Origin of the sequence: Photorhabdus tasmaniensis (assembly GCF_011189505.1) — a bacterium.
GTDB classification, from domain to species: domain Bacteria; phylum Pseudomonadota; class Gammaproteobacteria; order Enterobacterales; family Enterobacteriaceae; genus Photorhabdus; species Photorhabdus tasmaniensis.
This window is the reverse complement of sequence record NZ_PUJU01000055.1, coordinates 12580-31233: the sequence shown is the minus strand read 5'-3', so window position 1 is coordinate 31233 and position 18654 is coordinate 12580. Positions and strand designations below refer to the sequence as shown.

Here is an 18654-nt window from a genome sequence, read left to right as displayed (position 1 = left end):
GAATTGTGCATCCTTATCCTTTGCAGCGCTTTTACGCCAAACACCCGAGGTAGGAGCCGGATGCGTTAGTCGCGCACGTCCGGATCTGTGCGGGGGGTAGCTGGTAACGGCTATTCCTACCGCGACCGCTTAACCAGAACTCAGGTTAATTAAAGTAAAATGCCGGATAAAAAACCATCAATTTGTCAATAATCTAAGGATGGTTTAGATTATAAACCATCCTTGAAAATCATAATTTCATTAAATTATTAAATGGGAAAGGATAGCGCTTTCAGAGAGGAGAACCCGATGTTACGGTATTCAACCCTCGGCCGCCCCTGCTTTTTTACGGCATGTATTCAAATCATTCAGTAATTGGTTTACATGATCATCACTGAACATCGTTTCCAGTGTGGTATTTAATTTACGTCGCCAGTTGGGATATTCCATCGTAGTACCTGGAATATTGACGGGTTTATCCATATCCAGCCAGTCTTCGGGTTGCAGTCCCAGCAGTGCGCAGGTGCTGTGGGCAATATAGCGATGTAACCCTTGGTTTATCTCAGGCGACATTGTTACTTCTTTTGCCGTGTGGCCGATATGTTCCGGAATACAGCCGTAGCGATGTAATCCCTCTAATAACTCTTGTTTGCTTGCTTGACGTTCGGTATATAACCTTTGAAGAAGATCTTTATCGGGATATAGCCTGAGTGATTCCCCAAGCGTCAAATCGGCACTTTGCCAGAATCCGCGCAAAGTAGGTAAATCATGGGTGGTTATCGTTGCCATTGCTTGTACTGGGTAATCATCTGGTGCACGGACTTCCCCCTGTTCATTGCGCTCAAAGTAGAGCACTTTATAAGAATAGACGCCGTTATCGCGCAGTTTATCTACAATCTCTTCCGGAACGATACCCAAGTCTTCACCAATGACCAGGCAGCGATGGCGTTGACTTTCCAGTGCCAGAATTGCCAGCAGGTCATCAACTGGGTAGTGTACATATGCCCCTTTGTCGGCGGTTTCGCCATAGGGGATCCACCAGAGCCTGAGCATCGACATAACGTGGTCAATGCGTAGGGCACCGCAATAGGTCATATTTGTGCGCAGCAGCTCAATGAATGGTTGGTAAGCTTGGGTTTGCAAAACATGAGGATTCATTGGTGGCAGGCCCCAGTTTTGACCCAGTGGCCCCAGAGCATCCGGTGGCGCTCCCACTGATGCTTTGGTGCAGTAAACAGCCCGGTTACACCAGGTTTCCGATCCTCCTTCGGCTACGCCAACGGCTAAATCTCGGTAAAGCCCAATCGGCATTTCACTGGTTTGACTTTGGGTAAAGCAGTCTGCAAGTTGAGTATGGGCCAGCCACTGTAGCCAGAGGAAGAATTCCACTTCCTGCGGGTGAGACTGGCAAAATGTTTGTACGGCTTCGCCGTGTGGATTGCTATATTCTTCCGGCCATACAGGCCAACCCCAACAGCTGTTATTTTTAGCGTATAGCCAGCAGTGCAGAGCGTCATAGACGGCTTGATAGTAGAGGCATTCACTACCTTGAATGACAAATTGGCGAAAAGATACCTGTTGAGAGTCAGTTTCTAAACGGGTATTGAACTGTTGATATGCCAGACGCAGTGCTGCCATTTTCAACGCCATAACGGTGGTGTAATCTACCCATTTTGTACTGCGGGTATGTTGTAACATGCATTGCGTCGTCTGTGTTTGCCACCAACTCTGTGCTTCTTCGCTGTGTTTGAAATCCTCAATCTGATTAACATCGATGTAAATCACATTAAGCCAGTTGCGTGACGAGGGGCTATAGGGGCTGGCGCTTTCTGGCATAGTTGGATGCAGCGCATGCAATGGGTTCAATCCGATAAAGGAACCTCCTCGCGCCGCTATCTCTTTCAGCATGTATTTCAGATCGCCAAAATCTCCGATTCCCCAATTGTTTTCTGAACGCAGTGTATAGAGTTGCACACAGGCACCCCAAAGTTTTTCCCCCTTTAACAGCGCATTTGGCTCATAGCAGCGTTTGGGCGCGACTATCATTTGCATAGACCAGCATTGGCTGCCTTGCGTCAGAGTAAGGTGATGGTATCCCTGAGCAAGGGTATCAGGAAAAATCAGTTGATGGCTGCCATGTCCCTGAAATTCCTCTCCTTGTTCTGTCCGTATCTGCCATTGGTAGTTCCTATCGTCTTCCAGAGTGATAGTGAAGCGCTGCCCTTGAGTAAAAACTTTTACCGCCGGTACGGGGGAAACCGGCTCGCCGGCCGGTTTGTTTACATTTATGGCATCTAACAGGCGGTGTCTGGTTTCTGCTGGAATCGCCTGTGGTTTTCCATAAGCATTGATATAGCTGGCAACAATGCCAGCCTCGGTCGCTAAATGATCGAGGCGTTTATCCTCCATGATTTTTCCTTATCTTTTTGCTTGCCAGATACGTTGTTGATAATCCCGGATTGTCCGGTCAGAGCTGAACATACCCATTCTGGCGGTATTCAGAATGGCACTACGTGTCCAGCCTTGAGTGTCACGGTACAAGGTATCGATCCGCTTATGGGCATCACAATAGGAGGCAAAATCAGCCAGTACTAGATAAGGATCACCACCTTCAATCAAGCTATGCAGCAGCATGTCAAATGCGCGTTTATCACTGTAGCTGAATTCTCCGTTAGCTAGTGCCTTAAGTATGTTATCCAGGTGTTTATCTTCCTTGAGTAACGTCAATGGATCATAACCAGCAGCTTTCAAAGCTTTCACTTCTTCGACGGTGTGTCCGAAGATGAAGATGTTGTCGTCTCCTACTTGCTCGGCAATTTCGACATTCGCTCCGTCTAGTGTTCCGATCGTCAGAGCGCCATTCAGCGCGAGTTTCATGTTGCCGGTACCGGAAGCTTCCTTGCCGGCAGTGGAGATTTGTTCTGAAACATCGGCAGCCGGGATCATGAGCTCTGCGACAGAAACTTTGTAATCGGGGATAAAAGCGATCTTGATGCGATCGCGAACGATAGGATCATTATTGATCTTTTCGGCGGCCTGATTGATTGCAGAGATAATGTTTTTTGCCAGATAGTAGCCTGGTGCTGCTTTCGCACCAAACAGGAATACACGTGGAACAATATCCAGCGCCGGATTTTCCTGAATTTGTTTATAAAGCGATAGGATGTGCAGCAGGTTCAGGTGCTGACGTTTATATTCGTGCAAGCGTTTAATTTGCACATCGAAAATGGCGTTTGGATCCAGCTTAAGTCCCATTACTTTATTCACATAATTGGACAGGAGGATCTTGTTGCCCTGTTTGACAGCCCGATATTCTTCGCAGAAAGTAGCATCATCTGCATAAGGCTCAAGCACGTTAAGTGCATCAAGATCGTTAATCCATTCACGGTTAAGCGTCCGGTCGATCAACCCTGACAGTGCTGGGTTACACTGTTTGATCCAGCGACGTGGTGTAACACCATTCGTCACGTTATGGAATTTGTTCGGCCACAGTTGGTGATATTCTGGGAAAAGATCTTTAACGATCAGTTCTGAGTGCAGTGCTGCTACTCCGTTCACGGCAAAGCCGGCGACGACGCAAAGATTCGCCATCCGCACTTGATGGTTATAATGTACCGCCAATTTTTCCCATATGGCTTGATCGCCTGGCCAGGTTTTCTCCACCAGCTTTTTGAAACGGCGGTTAATTTCTTGAATGATGTTGTAATGGCGCGGCAGCAGGCGGCTTACCAAGTGTTCATCCCAGCATTCCAACCCTTCCGGCATCAGCGTGTGGTTAGTGTAGGCGAAAGTATGGCTGGTTATCTCCCATGCCGCTTCCCAGCTCATTTGGTGTTTATCCAGCAGAATGCGCATCATTTCAGGAATGGCAATAGTTGGATGGGTATCGTTAAGCTGGATAACCTCATACTTCGGCAGATCTTCTATTTTGCGTCCCGCCAGATGATGGCGGCGCAGGATATCTGCCACAGAACAGGCACACTGGAAATATTGTTGCATCAGACGCAGGCGTTTGCCTTCCTGATGATTATCATTCGGATAGAGAACTTTCGTCAGCTTATCTGCTTCAACACCTTGCTGTTCTGCTGCCAGGAACTGCCCATCGTTGAATTTATCGAGATCAAATGGTTCAGTATGTGTTGCTTGCCACAGGCGCAGTGGTTGGGTAACACCGTTGTGATAACCAATAACCGGTAGATCCCAGGCTTCCCCAATCAATGTAAATTCAGGTGCCCAGGTTTCGCGCCCATCATCTGCCATTAAGACTTCACCACCAAAATTAACTTCAACATCCAACTGAGCATTGTGGCGGAACCAGGGATAAGATTCTCGTCCCCAATTGTCCGGCTTTTCAATTTGTTGTCCTTGATTAAAAGATTGGCGGAACAGGCCGTATTGATAATTCAGGCCATAGCCGGTTGCTGATTGACCAACGGTTGCCATAGAGTCGAGAAAACAGGCTGCAAGCCGACCGAGTCCGCCGTTGCCTAAGGCAGGGTCCGTTTCTTGCTCCAGCAGATCGCTAAGAATAATATTTTCTTCTGCCAGGTAAGTCTGAACGTCTTCGTACCAGCCAAGGTTAAGCAGATTGTTTGCAGTCAAACGGCCAATCAGAAACTCCATAGAGATATAGTTCACATGGCGTTGTTGTTGGTCGGAAGGAACAGTGAGCACAGGGCTTGAGGGCAGTAGTTCTGACAGGGCCGCACTGACGGCTTGCCACCACTGATGCTGAGTCATTTCCTGGGCTGATCCGAGGCCAAAGCGCTGCCATTGACGCGTCAGCGCAGCTTGAAACTGGGCTTTATCTAATCTGGTCTGTTGCATGGAGTCTTCATCCTGTAGCTGAAAAAGGAAAATTTAGACGCTATGCTGAATGCTCTCAGAGTCTAAAACATCATCCTGGAGAGGTATTAGTCAGGGTGGAGTAAAAGGGCGTAGTCGGTAATCCTATTTGGCATCATTTTCGATTTATTAAGTCCATTTTTCCTGGAGATTGATGGAATGGTTTGCGGGCATCTTCCATAATTTATCGATGGAAAATGGAATTTGCTGTTCAAGAATGTGATAGGGTGCGCAACTTAATACAATGAGGTTCGCAAACAGGTTTGCAAAGGCTGTGTATTTCACTAAATTTGGTTGGGCTTATTAATGACATTATTACGGGCCGTGACATAAATTATCTAATAACATCACATAGGGTTCCGGCGCAGGTTTTATTTATCGTTTCTTATGGGCACGGAAATCAATGCTTATCCCATCAAAACTGAGTCGTCCTGTTCGTCTGAATAATACGGTTTGGCGTAAACGCCTGTTGATCAGACTGAATGAGTCGTCTAACTATCGTCTTGTTCTGATAACCAGCCCTGCTGGTTATGGTAAAACCACATTGGTATCTCAGTGGGCGGCTGGGCAAGATAATCTGGGATGGTATTCTTTGGATGAAAGCGACAATCAGCCGGAGCGTTTCGCCAGCTATCTTATCGCGGCGTTGCAGCAGGCCACGCAGGGGCATTGCGCCAAAAGTGAAGTGTTGGCCCAAAAACACCAATATGCCAATTTACCCGCGCTCTTCGCTCAACTGTTTATTGAACTCAATGAATGGCGACGACCGATTTTCCTGGTGATTGATGATTATCACCTGATTGTGAATAACATTATTCATGAGGCTATGCGGTTTTTCCTGCGTCACCAGCCTGAGCATCTTACTTTAACCATCTTATCACGCAATTTGCCTTCTCTTGGGGTTGCCAATCTGCGCGTACGTGAGCAATTGCTGGAAATCGATAGTCAACAACTGGCTTTTGATCACCAGGAAACCCAGCAATTTTTTGACAAGCGTTTGACCCCATCGCTTGACGCCGACGATTGTAAACGCCTGTGCAACGAAGTGGCTGGCTGGGCAACGGCGCTTCAGCTGATTGCGCTTTCAGCACGGCAGTCGTGTGATGCCGCTGAACTGTCGGCTAAACGCTTATCGGGAATTAACGCCAGCCATCTTTCCGACTATTTGGTGGATGAAGTATTGAATCAGGTGGATAAATCAACCCGTGAATTTTTGTTGCGCAGCTCTATTTTGCGTTCTATGAATGATGGTTTGATCGTTCGTCTTACCGGCGAAGAGAATGGTCAACAGCGTCTTGAAGAAACCGAGCGCCAGGGGCTGTTTCTCCAGCGTATGGACGATTCTGGTGAATGGTTCCGCTTTCATCCACTTTTTGCCTCATTTTTACGTCAACGCTGTCAGTGGGAAATGGCGTTGCAATTGCCTGAATTGCATCGTGCCGCCGCAGAAGGCTGGTTGGTTCAAGGGTATCCGGGCGAAGCTATTCATCATGCCTTAGCTGCGGGCGATACCACCATGTTACGCGATATTTTGTTGCAGTATGCCTGGTCGTTATTTAACCACAGTGAGCTATCTCTGCTGGAAGAATGTATGAATGCGCTGCCTTATGAACAATTGTTGGAGAGTCCGCGTCTGGTGCTGCTTCAGGCTTGGTTGGCTCAGAGCCAGCATCGCTATTCGGAGGTAAATACACTGTTGAGCCAGGCGGAACAAGCACTGCATAAGAAACAGATTGCTATTGAGCCGGATTTATTGGCTGAGTTTGATGCTTTACGGGCTCAAGTCGCTATCAACAGCGGCAAGCCGGAGGTGGCTGATAAGCTGGCGAAGAAGGCCCTGGCGGCGCTGTTGCCGCAGAATGAATACAGTCGTATTGTCGCAACGTCAGTGGAAGGTGAAGTCTTACATTGTAAAGGCGAGCTGGCTGATGCATTGACGCGGATGCAACAAACCGAGCAGCTTGCGCGCTGTTTCCAGGTTCATCACTATGCGTTGTGGGCATTGTTGCAGCAAAGCGAGATTTTACTGGCCCAAGGGTATTTGCAGACCGCCTACGAAACACAGAACAAGGCGTTTGAATTGATCCGTGAACAGCATCTGGAGCAACTTCCGATGCATGAATTCCTTTTGCGCATCCGCTCACAGCTTTTGTGGTGCTGGTCCCGTCTTGATGAAGCAGAAGAGGCCGCACGTCGTGGCTTGGAGGTGTTATCGAACTTTCAACCTCAGCAGCAGTTGCAGTGCCTGACACAGTTGGCTAAATGTTCTTTAACTAGGGGAGATATTGATAATGCCCGCCGTTATTTGGCCCGTTGTGAAAACTTATTGAATAATGGGCAATATCACAGAGACTGGCGAACCAATACTGACAAATTGAGAGTCATCATTTGGCAGAATATGGAAGAGAAAAGTGCGGCTGTTCGATGGTTGGCACAGACCGAGCGACCAGATAGTGTCGATAATCATTTTAATCAGGGCCAGTGGCGTAGTATCGCCCGCGCTCAGATCCTTCTTGGCCTGTATGATGAGGCGGAATCTATTTTGGATATGCTGAATCAACATGCGAGAGAATTGCAGCTAATAAGCGATCTGAACCGTAATCTACTATTGTGTAACTTGCTTTACTGGCATGTTGGACGTAAAAGTGACGCGCAGAATGCGCTTATCGAAGCATTGGCTCTAGCTAACCGCACTGGGTTTATCAGCCATTTTGTGATTGAAGGTGAGTTGATGGCCCAGCAGCTACGTCAGCTTATCCAGCTCAATACTTTGTCTGAACTGGAGTTACACCGGGCACAACGCATTTTACGAGATATCAACCGTCAGCATCGTCATAAGTTCGCCCATTTTGATGAAAGTTTTGTCACACAGTTGCTGACACATCCTGATGTTCCTGAGCTTATTCGCAATAGTCCACTGACACAGCGTGAATGGCAGGTGCTGGGACTGATTTATTCAGGCTACAGCAACGATCAGATTGCCGCAGAGTTGGATGTAGCGACTACAACCATTAAGACCCATATCCGGAATTTGTATCAGAAGCTGGGGATTGTGAATCGCCAGGAGGCGATTCAGCAGGCACAACAACTGATGCAGATGATGGGGTTAGGTGTGTGACTTCCGCTGCGCGAAGCCATTGTTCTGATCAGTGATACTGAACGATGGCTTTGCGTGACAGATTTTAAGATTTTAGCGAGACAATCCGTCTTTTCAGGCTGCGACTGAGTAAGTGTGCTGACAGGGTTAGCGCGGTACCCAGTAGCATCACCAGCATCAATGATTGTTTGGGTGGAAATGGTAACGCCATAGCGCCCAGAGAGATAATAGAGCCAACAGCCATCTGGACGAACCCTATCAATGCGGAAGCGACGCCTGCTTCTTCAGAATAAGGTTCCAGAGCATAACTGGTTGCGGGCCCCATAACAAACGCCAGACCTGCACAAGCGAAAGCAACCGGCAACATATAACTTAGCCAGTGTTGGCTGGCTAGGTTTGGTAGCAGATGTATTCCTGAGAACAGAGATAGGCAGCCCAGTGCCATCAGAATTGCCCCTAGCAGCAAGCAGAGAGGGCGACTCGTTCGATGAAGGAGTCTATTAGCGATCAGGAAGGCGATCATAGTCCAGAACCCGTTGCCACCAAAAATCAATGAAAATGCGAGTGGTGAGATATGGCCTTCGGTCATTAGTACCGTTGGTGCGAATGAAACATAAGTAATCATTATTGCCATGATGCCTGCGTTAACCAGTGCAAAATGCATAAACCGGGCATTGCTGAGAATCTGATAATACTGTTTCAGTGGCAATCCATGAATGGGTTTAGTGTTTGCGGGGCGCGTTTCTGGCAGCCAAATGGCAATGATAAGCAGCACAATAACCGAGTAGCAGACCAAAAACCAGAATGGTGCCCGCCAGTTAAACATTTCAGCCAAAAGACCACCGAGCAACGGAGCGAGAGCAGGAACAATATTTAGTGTACTGTTAAGAAAGCCGTAGGCTTTAGCTGCCTCGTCACCATTCAGGCGATCGCGCACACTGCTGATGCAGACGACACTGGTACAGCAAACAGCACATCCTTGAATGATCCGCGCTGCGACAAAAATTTCGGATTTGGTTGAAAGTGCTGCGATCATAGAACCAATGATATACAAAATGATCCCCATCAAGGCAACCGGTCGACGGCCAAATTTGTCTACCAATGGCCCGGCGATTAATTGCCCCAGTCCCATGATTAGTAGAAATAAGGAAATAGTCGACTGAATGACCTCATTATTAACCTGAAAATCTTCAGCAATGGCGGGGATCGTAGGTAAAAACAGATCGATACCTAGTGGTCCGAAAAGCACCAAACTAAGTAACAGAAAAATGTAATTTCGCATGTTTATTCTTTTAGTATTTCAACAGATTGTGGTGGTTTTGTTAGTAAATCGGCACAGTGGCATTGAGTTTCCAACATGATTAAAGATTTTGTGTATGCCAGAGATCCTATTAGCGGGTTATTTCAAACTAGCGATAGGTTTATTTAAATATCGTGCTCAACCGAACTCTTTACTGCTTTTTCAAACCTGAACTTTATACGAGCGGCCTAACTGTGTAAACCGGCCAGGTTGCTTCAGCACTTTTTTAAGGTATGTCAGATTATTAGCAGCCTCTATTCTAAAGTGCTCTGATTGAAATTATTTCATTAATAAATAATTACTTTATTTTTTCATTTCTTTGGTAACTCATTCTCAATAAAAAAGCATGTCGTTTCTGACAAATCAGAAATAATCAAGATGGTCACCTATCATAAAGAAAATAGTCATAGGCTATACAAATATTCTCATGGTTATCGTTTGAGGCAGAGTTACAAGATTTTCGGACAGTTCTACAGGATTTTAAACAGAATTACCTGTACTAGCCATATTTACTAGCAGTTCTGTATGTAATTAACAATTCATTCAAAATAATAATGTATTTTATACAAAATACTTTAATTTTTTAAATGTTTTTGTGGTTTTTATTGGTTTTTTGTTGATTTAAATTAATTTTTAGTAAATATTCTCTTACCTGTTAAATGTTGTTGTGCTTTATTATAGTTAGAAATGATTAATTAAGGTAATAAAATGATGGAAAATGGAAAACGATTTGAAGATATGCTTTCTCGCTTTGTTGGTAATGGTCCTTATTTAGAAATAGATGGTGAAAAGTATATTGACGCGGCTTCGGGAACATTTAACCTTCCACTGGGGTACACTAATCGCAGAATAGCAGAAAAATTAAAACAGCAGATCGACAGATGTACACATTTGAGTTCAGCTTATACTCATGAAATGTCGCAATATATTCTGAATAAATTAGTTAAACATACCCCTGAAGGAATTAATAGAATATGGTTGCGGGATGTTTCCGGCTCCGGGGCGGTTGAATGCGCCATTCGTATTGCTCAAAAAGCAACAGGGCGGTCAGGGGTTATCTCTTTCTTTCTGGCTCATCATGGTCAGTCTTTAGCTACAGCACAAATTTCGGGTAATGCTTTTAGAATTAAAGATTTTCATGTCAATATTGATGGTTCTTTAAAAGTGCCGACTCCTGCCAGCGTCATGTCTGAATTGGAACCGGGCACAGAACAAAATCAGTATTTTGATCTGGAACAATTTATTCAATTGGGTTCAAATGATAATATTGCCTGCCTAATCATTGAGCCTATTCAAGGAAATGGTGGAAATATCGTTTTCCCTGTTGATTTTTACCGAAAGATTAGAGATATCTGTCATAAACATGACATTATCATTATTGCAGATGAAGTACAGACAGGATTTGGACGCACAGGAACATTCTTCGCATCAACCGGTTACGCTAAAGAATTAGAACCAGATATTATTGTTTTCGCTAAAGGCGCTGGTGGCATAGGTATTCCTACCGGTGGTGTATTGATGCGTAGTTCATTGGATGTATTAGAGTCTTTCGAACATTCCAGCACATCAGGCGCTAACCCTCTTTCACTCACCGCTCTCAACGAAATTATCGATATTATTGAAGATGAACATGTTCTGGAGAATGTGCAGAGTAACGAAGCTTATTTGTGTAATGGCTTATTAGCATTACAGCGTAAATATCCAGAAATTACTGGTGTCAGAGGCGTCGGTTACATGTTTGGTTTTGATACGCCATCACCAGAATTTGCGGCAAAAGCGATTGCAACTGCGAACAATCATAATTTGCTCATCCGGGGTTCTCGTTATGGGAAAGGCCGTGCACTCAAAGTTCGTCCTCCATTAATTTGTACTAAGGAACATTTAAGCGAGATTTTGCATAAATTGGATCTGACTTTTGCTGATCTGACTTTAGATATGCTGGACAACAAGGAGGTAGCATAATGAAAGCACTTAAATTTAATCAGGTATGGGATGTTCAAATCCGGGATGTTGAACCGTTACATTGTGTTGAGTCTGATGATGTGGTGGTTGATATTGCGGTTTGTGGTGTCTGTGGTACGGATGTTGGGATTATCACGGGTTCTTACCCTGTTGCGATTCCGGGGACGACTCTCGGTCATGAAACGACGGGGGTTGTCACTCAAATAGGAAAAAGTGTTACGCGTTTTAACGTGGGTGATCGCGTGGTGATCAACCCAACTTATTCCTGTGGGCATTGTCGGATGTGCCAGACAGGAAGCCCAAATCATTGTGAAAAAAAATTGGGAACCGAAGCTGGGGTTTCCTATGACGGGGCATTTGCTGAACAGTATCTGGCTAAAGAGAGTTCACTGATAAAACTGGATGATCATGTCAGCATGGAAGAGGCATCACTGACCGAGCCGCTAAGTTGTACATTGACCGGTGTCGATAAGCTGGGTATCACTCATACCAATATTCGTGCAGCAGTGGCTGGCGCAGGTCCAATGGGTATGCTCTACATTTGGGCTTTACATGCCAGAGGCGTCAAGGCTTTTATGGTCGAGAAAAACGAGAGCCGTGTTCAGTTTGCCAGAGAAAATCTGCCGCCGGAATGTGAGCTGTATACTGATTTTGATGAGGCTTTAACGCAGAAATATGGCGATAAATCGGCACTTATCGATCTATGTGTAGATACTACCGGCCAGTTAACCGAATACATTTTCGAACATCTGGCTCCTGGCGGAAAATTGCTGAATGTGGCGCTTAAAGATAAACATGCCAACCTTGATATTCTTAAAATTGCGGATAAGAGTCTTTCAGTCATTGGTTCCATTGACTCTTTGAATAACAGCTTTGAACGTGCTTATACCATGATCCGTGATGGTGTGATCCCGGCGAGTCGTCTGGTCAGTCAGATCTTTGATTTTAATGATTACTTGCAGGCTTTTCTCACTGTGGGTTGTGATATTACGGGCAAAACCCAAAAACCGCTCAGTACTCCAAACTGTAAAGTACTTATTCGTATTTCTGATCTCAAATAATGGAATTTTTTCACATGGATAAATTTAATGTGATTTTTGATATTGATGGGGTCATTGTCGATAGTGAGCAACTGCACTTTGATGTTCTTTGTGCTTTGGCCCCTGATTACACACAGCATGTACAACCGCAGCAACTTATCGGATTGAGTTTAGAGGAAACACTGCATTTCATTGGTATTCCAGTTCAGCAGCAGCCAGCGATCACGGCTAAAATTGTCTCTGTTTATAAAGATAAACTGTCTCAAAGTTACCTTCGCCCAGGGGTTGCCAGGCTGATAGCGGCCTTACAACAGCACAGTATCCCTTTTGGTTTTGTCTCTACTGCGCCGCGTGAAGTGTGTCTGGCTAATATTGGATTACTGGGGTTGAGCGAAAGCCCAGCTTTGATTTCCGGCGACGATGTTATAAGAACGAAACCGAATCCCGATCCCTATCTTGCCATGTTGGCATTGAAGTCTATGGATGTTCATCAAACATTGGTAATTGAAGATACAGATTTGGGGGTTACCGCAGCAGTACAGGCAGGTATTCCTTATGTGTATGCCTGGCCTCATGCGTTATCCGTTGCAGAGCAGTATCAACAGGCAACCCGTATTATCGGAGCGCTGACAGATATTCCGCAATTTTCCAGGATTAATTTTGCATAATTTAATGCCCTCTGTTAGTCATATCGGAGGGCGTTTCTATTTATATAGAAGGAGTATGAGTTGTCTGATCTGAATATGGTCTCTTTAGTAAAACAACCCATCATGGCGACGCGCGTCGCTTTTTTTATCGCCGGCTTTAGTCTTGCAAGTTGGGCTCCCCTCATTCCTTTAGCTAAAGAGCGGCTACAACTTGATAATGGCGCTATGGGGCTCCTGATGCTGGCATTCGGTATCGGTTCTTTCATCATGATGCCTATAGCAGGAATGTTGGCTGCACGTTTTGGATGCCGGCAAATTTTCACCTTATGTGCTCTGTTGGTGCTAGTGATGCTGCCAGGGCTTAGTGTATTACCTACACCGCTGACACTGGCTTGCGTTTTATTTATTTTTGGTGCAGGTATCGGTGCGATGGATGTTGTGGTAAATATCCACGCTGTTATGGTCGAAAAAATGGCTCAACGGCCAATTATGTCTGGTTTTCATGCGTTATTCAGTCTGGGGGGAATAGCCGGTGCCGGCTCGGTCAGTGCATTATTGTCTCTGGGAGTATCACCCTTTCAGGCGATGATCATGGTGGTGCTACTTATTATCCTGTTGCTGCTGCCGGCATGGAGCGGATTATTAAACGAAGCAGAGTCGGGTAATACACCATTCTTTGCTGTGCCCCGTGGGATCGTTATTTTGTTGGGCTTTCTTTGTTTTGTTGCCTATATCATGGAAGGATCAATGTTGGACTGGAGCGGTATATTATTAACCAGTGTACATAACATCAGTAGTCATCAGGCTGGAGTTGGTTATACCCTTTTTGCTATTGCTATGACATCTGGTCGCTTTTTGGGGGATAAGATCATTGCCCTTTATGGACACCGGCGGGTTTTTATCAGTAGTGCCTTATTAGCGACCTCTGGATTTATCCTTATTTACTCAGCATCAACAGCAATAATATTAGGACTTTCCTTCCTGATGGTTGGCGCAGGGCTTTCTAATATAGCACCCATGCTTTTTACCGCTTCCGGTCAACAGAAAATTATGCCTGACTCTCTGGCAGTGGCGGCGGTTTCTACAATGGGATATTCCGGGATATTACTTGGGCCTGCAATTATCGGAGGATTAGCACATGTTGTGACATTACATGGTGCTTTTGCTTGTGTTGCTTTACTCTCTGTTTCCTTACTTGCAGGATATAAATTTATTAATCCAAGCAGAAGATGATAGAGGGAGCTCCTATGAGTTTGTCACAATATGATTGGCTGAATGAACCATTTGATTGGCAAGCTGGAAGTGACTGGCTTAATGTCACCACAGATCATAAAACCGATTTTTGGCAACAAACATGGTATGGTTTTCAACGTCATAGTGGTCATGTTTTTGGGCGTTATGTTGAGGATAATTTTACCTTTCAACTCTGCATTGAAGGATGTTTTGAACATTTATACGATCAAGCTGGAATCATGCTATTAGTGGATGAGAAACATTGGTTGAAAGGGGGAGTTGAATATTCTGACGGGCAGGCCACTATTGGTAGTGTATTCACTCGTCACCATTCTGATTGGTCCATGGGAATATTTCCAGGTAATCCAAGTAAATTCTGGTTACGTCTGACTTGTGAAGAAGGGTATTTAAGGCTTCAATATTCTATTGATGGTTTACGGTGGCCACTATTAAGGCTATCCCCTTTTCTTGAGGATAAACAACGTGTCTTTGTTGGCGCAATGTGTTGTTCTCCAGAACGTCAAGGGTTACAGGTGAAATTTTCTGATTTCAGACTGACACCGCCAATAAAGAAACCATTGCATGATTTAAGTTAGACAAGGCTATTTTCGGAGAATGACGTTTACTGAGATAGGCTTTAAAACACCCGGAGCAATGAGCTTCGGGTGTTAATATGTCTAGTTATATCAAAGCTGGATGTTTAGGCTTTTTCTAAAATAAAACCGGTAAAGTCAGCAGTTGCTTCTTCTGGGAGGCCTACAAATTGGTCTTTCATCATATAAACTCGTAAAAATCCCTCTTCATCTGTACTTAATTCAACGGAACCGGTTGTAAAATTGAAGCTATCTACAACAAAAGATTCGGGGCCAGATGTACGATTCTGTAAACCAAAATAAGCTGGCAAGGCTCTTTGTGGTATTTTTTTTGTTGATAAGCGTGCTGTACCCGTCAGTCTATATTTAACGTTGGGTTCCAATCCTTTTATAATTTGATCAATGACGCCAGAATCAGAATAACTTTGGATCCTAAGGAAGTTAACACCATTCTCGGATAAGATTCCTACAGTTTCAGCGGTTGAGATTCTCCAGCTGTGATATCCTTCATTAAATGAACCATTAATCAGTTCTTTATTAGCTTTTTTTGTATCAGAATATTCTTCGTTATTGAGAACTTTTTTCATATCCATATATGAATCCTTTTTAAATGAAGAGCAATTAAATTTGGTTTTTCTTAATAACTTTGTTTTCAGTAAACACTTTATCAATAGTGGGAGAATATGCAATCGTGTTTTTATTGATTTAAAATTAAATTTTTGTCAATTAATGAAAAATAACGTCCAGGATATTACATCAGAATATCAATTATATTGAGGGAGAGAATAGGATGAGTGATTACATGATATTTACCGCTGTAGAATTAAAACACCCGAAGCCATGAGCTTCGGGTGTTGAAATGTCAAACGATATCAAAGTTAGATGTTTAGGCTTTCTCTAAAATAAAACCGGTAAAGTCAGCAGTTGCTCCGCTTGATCTGGGGCCAATTTGGTCTTTCAGCAAGTAAACGCGTAAAAGTCCTTCTTCATCTGTACTGAATTCGATAGAACCTGTTGTAAACTCGGTGCTGCTCACAGCAAAAGATTCCGGGCCAGATGTGCGATTTTGTAAACCAAAATAAGCAGGTGATGACTCTACGGATAAGCGAGCGGTACCCGTCAGTTTATATTTAGTGTTAGGTTCTAATTCTTCGATAATTTGGTCAATGACGCCAGAACCAGTAACGCTTTGGATTCTGAGAAAGTTAATTCCATTTTCGGATAAGATTTTTACCGTTTCAGGTGCTGGGATTCTCCAACCCTTATATCCTTCCTCGAATGAGCCATTAACCAACTCTTTAGTAGAGTTTTTCTTACCAGAATAATCTTCGTTATCCAAAATTTCTTTTACGTTCATATATTAGTCCTTTTTAAATGAGTGGCAATAAATTTGATTTTTCTTAATCACGTTATTTTTCGGGAGGCACTTTATCAATGATAGGAGAATATTCAATGGCATTTTTTATTGATGGAGGATTGTAATTTGTATCAGTTAATACAAAAATAAAATAGATGAGGGTAAGTTCCAATATATACAGTACACATAGTCTTTTATATTTACTCAATATAGGTATAAATTGGCGTTTTATGTTCTTTTTTCTGTGGAAAATAGACACGTATGGTCAGGAAATAAACTAAATGGTTCTATTGAAATAGAGTGTTAATGATTACAGTAGATTTTAGATATTGATTGAACTTATATAGATAAAATATTTTATATTTAAGGAGTGTATTTTAAATAAAAATAATTATGTGATATTTTTATAATATTAAATATTTATACGATTATAATTAAAATGAAATTATAATATCAATTTGATTTCACTAATGTTTATGATAAATGAACATATATAATGGATTTTTAGGTTAGTTAAAAGTCGGAAGAGTTACATGCTCTTCCGGCTAGTATGATTGGCTGCTGATTGTGTTGGGTTGTATTACTGTCTGGTGTTAGAGTCAGAAATCCGTCTATATTAAATCTTATTTTATAAAATTATTGTCGTTTAAGAATCCTTGTCAAAAATATTTATTTGAGAAAGGTGAAAATTAAATTACCGGCCTAAGTAACCATCCCAATCTTTCCAGACAGGTTGTAACCCCGCTTTAATCAATACATCCGCGACCTGATAAACGGAGCGGTTATCATGTGGAATAAATTGTTCTAGTTCTTTATGGCTATTATCTGCGTAACCACCGGGTTGGGTTTTCGAACCTGCGCTGACATTATTGATTGCCAGTGGTATGACATGATCGCGAAAGAAGGGAGATTCCCGGGTAGAAATAGAAAGTTCTACATCTGGAGCAAACAGACGAAAAGCACAAATCAGTTGTACCAGTTCTGCTTCACTCATTAATGATGCAGGTTTAATACCTCCGGCACAAGGCCGCAAACGTGGGAATGAAATTGAATAACGGCTTTGCCAATATGTGCGTTGTAAAAAGAATAAATGTTCAGCCACCATGTAACAATCTGTCCGCCAGTGATTGGATAGGCCAATTAATGCCCCTAAACCGATTTTATCGATTTTTGCCCGGCCAAGGCGATCCGGTGTTTCTAGTCGCCAGTGAAAATCTTGTTTCTTACCTCGTAGATGATGCAGCCGATAAGTTGGCTCATGATAGGTTTCTTGATAAACCATCACACCATCCAGCCCCAACGTTTTGAGTTCTGAATATTCTTCCTGAGTCATTGGCTGGACTTCCATCATTATGGAACTGAAATGTTCACGGATAAGTGGCAGATAACGGCGGAAATAATCCATACCTACTTTACTTTGATGTTCTCCCGTGACTAATAGCAGATTGTCAAAGCCTAGAGCTTTAATCGCCTGACATTCTGCAATAATTTCATCTTTATTTAGTGTCTTGCGTTTGATGTGGTTACTCATTGAGAATCCACAGTAGGTGCAATCATTGGCGCACAAATTCGAGAGATAAAGCGGTACATAAAAACCAACGGTATTACCGAAGCGTTGACGAGTCAATTTCTGTGCCCGTTGTGCCAGCGGTTCTATATAGGGTTTCGCCGCTGGTGAGAGCAGTGCCATAAAATCATCCAGATTTAATTTGTTGCTGCTTAATGCCCGTTCGACATCCTGCGAAGTTTTGCTGTTAATGCGAAGGGTAATGTCATCCCAACTCAGCTGCTGCCAGTGATAACCAAAACTGTTGTTCAAAAGATGATTAGCCATTAGAACGTTCCCAGAAAATCAGTCAATGGGCTGGATGCAACAGCATGTTGTTTTGGACTTGCCAGACCAGCCTGATGGGATAATTCGCCTGCTCCAATTGCCATTTTGAATGCCTGTGCCATTTTTACTGGGCTACGCGCGACGGCAATAGCGGTATTGACCAATACGGCATCAGCCCCTAGTTCGATTGCTTCCAGTGCATGGCTTGGTGCGCCGATGCCTGCATCGACAACCACCGGCACCTGTGCTTGTTCAATAATAATTTGCAGGAAATCCCGGGTTAGCAGCCCCTGATTAGAGCCGATCGGGGCTCCTAAAGGCATAACCGCTGCACAACCCGCTTCTTCCAGGCGTTTACACAAAACAGGATCAGCACTGCAATAAGGCAGAACGATAAACCCGTCTTTGACCAGCATTTCAGCGCCTTTAAGCGTTTCGACCGGATCAGGTAGTAAGTATTTCACATCAGGATGGATCTCCAGTTTGATCCAATTTGTTGCCAATGCTTCACGGGCCAGACGGGCTGCGAACAGCGCTTCTTCTGCGGTTTTGGCTCCAGAAGTATTTGGCAGCAATTTGACGCCAAGTTTTTGTAATGGTGCTAGAATAGCGTCATTATCTCCCTGTAAATCAATGCGTTTCATCGCCATCGTGACAAGCTGACTGCCAGAGGCGGCTATAGCCTGAATCATTAAATCTGAATTAGCGAATTTGCCTGTACCAGTAAACAAACGGGAATCAAAAGTAGTATCAGCGATCTTTAACAT

At 43.8% G+C, this 18654-nt stretch carries 13 protein-coding genes; 6 read left to right on the top strand and 7 right to left on the bottom strand.

Annotation, left to right across the window (positions count from 1 at the left end):
- Positions 1-300: 300 nt before the first annotated feature.
- Together malQ and malP are read right to left on the bottom strand one after the other, a co-directional pair.
- A complete protein-coding gene (gene malQ, locus C5471_RS19410) occupies positions 301-2388 on the bottom strand; it encodes a 4-alpha-glucanotransferase (RefSeq protein WP_133816427.1) in 2088 nt (695 codons plus the stop codon).
- A 9-nt stretch (positions 2389-2397) separates the two neighbouring features.
- Positions 2398-4806, bottom strand: coding sequence for a maltodextrin phosphorylase (gene malP / locus C5471_RS19405; protein WP_133816426.1), 2409 nt, complete (start codon positions 4804-4806; stop codon positions 2398-2400).
- 421 nt (positions 4807-5227) lie between these two features.
- Here malP and malT point away from each other — a divergent pair, with 421 nt between their 5' ends.
- The gene (malT, locus tag C5471_RS19400) at positions 5228-7942 is read left to right on the top strand and encodes an HTH-type transcriptional regulator MalT (RefSeq protein ID WP_133816425.1); all 2715 of its coding nucleotides are present in this window, start codon (positions 5228-5230) and stop codon (positions 7940-7942) included.
- Between the two features lie 64 nt (positions 7943-8006).
- On the opposite strand, the gene C5471_RS19395 is transcribed toward malT, so the two are convergent.
- The gene (locus C5471_RS19395) at positions 8007-9203 is read right to left on the bottom strand and encodes a multidrug effflux MFS transporter (RefSeq protein ID WP_133816424.1); all 1197 of its coding nucleotides are present in this window, start codon (positions 9201-9203) and stop codon (positions 8007-8009) included.
- A 729-nt stretch (positions 9204-9932) separates the two neighbouring features.
- On the opposite strand from C5471_RS19395, the gene C5471_RS19390 reads away from it, so the two are divergent.
- Genes C5471_RS19390 through C5471_RS19370 form a run of 5 tightly spaced genes read left to right on the top strand, consistent with a single transcriptional unit; the run spans position 9933 to position 14699 of the window.
- Positions 9933-11183 carry a class-III pyridoxal-phosphate-dependent aminotransferase gene (locus tag C5471_RS19390; protein WP_133816423.1) on the top strand — a complete coding sequence of 417 codons (1251 nt, stop codon included), beginning with the start codon at positions 9933-9935 and terminating at the stop codon, positions 11181-11183.
- Entirely contained in the window at positions 11183-12244 is a 1062-nt protein-coding gene (locus C5471_RS19385; RefSeq protein WP_133816422.1) for a zinc-dependent alcohol dehydrogenase, read from the top strand. The genes C5471_RS19390 and C5471_RS19385 overlap by 1 nt, the downstream gene beginning before the upstream one ends.
- Positions 12245-12258: 14 nt before the next feature.
- Positions 12259-12891 (top strand): HAD family hydrolase, encoded by a 633-nt coding sequence (locus C5471_RS19380; RefSeq protein WP_133816421.1) that lies wholly within the window; start codon positions 12259-12261, stop codon positions 12889-12891.
- Between the two features lie 60 nt (positions 12892-12951).
- Positions 12952-14103: an MFS transporter gene (locus C5471_RS19375; protein WP_133816420.1), complete on the top strand. Its 1152-nt coding sequence runs from the start codon at positions 12952-12954 to the stop codon at positions 14101-14103.
- A gap of 14 nt (positions 14104-14117) precedes the next feature.
- Positions 14118-14699, top strand: coding sequence for a DUF1349 domain-containing protein (locus tag C5471_RS19370; protein ID WP_133816419.1), 582 nt, complete (start codon positions 14118-14120; stop codon positions 14697-14699).
- Between the two features lie 104 nt (positions 14700-14803).
- On the opposite strand, the gene C5471_RS19365 is transcribed toward C5471_RS19370, so the two are convergent.
- From C5471_RS19365 to C5471_RS19350, 4 genes are all read right to left on the bottom strand, one after another.
- Positions 14804-15289 (bottom strand): carbohydrate binding domain-containing protein, encoded by a 486-nt coding sequence (locus C5471_RS19365; RefSeq protein ID WP_133816418.1) that lies wholly within the window; start codon positions 15287-15289, stop codon positions 14804-14806.
- Positions 15290-15582: 293 nt separating this feature from the next.
- Positions 15583-16053, bottom strand: coding sequence for a carbohydrate binding domain-containing protein (locus C5471_RS19360; protein ID WP_133816417.1), 471 nt, complete (start codon positions 16051-16053; stop codon positions 15583-15585).
- A gap of 694 nt (positions 16054-16747) precedes the next feature.
- Entirely contained in the window at positions 16748-17887 is a 1140-nt protein-coding gene (gene thiH, locus C5471_RS19355) for a 2-iminoacetate synthase ThiH (protein ID WP_207627403.1), read from the bottom strand.
- The gene (locus C5471_RS19350; protein WP_133816416.1) at positions 17887-18654 is read right to left on the bottom strand and encodes a thiazole synthase; all 768 of its coding nucleotides are present in this window, start codon (positions 18652-18654) and stop codon (positions 17887-17889) included. Before C5471_RS19350 ends, thiH begins: the two co-directional genes overlap by 1 nt.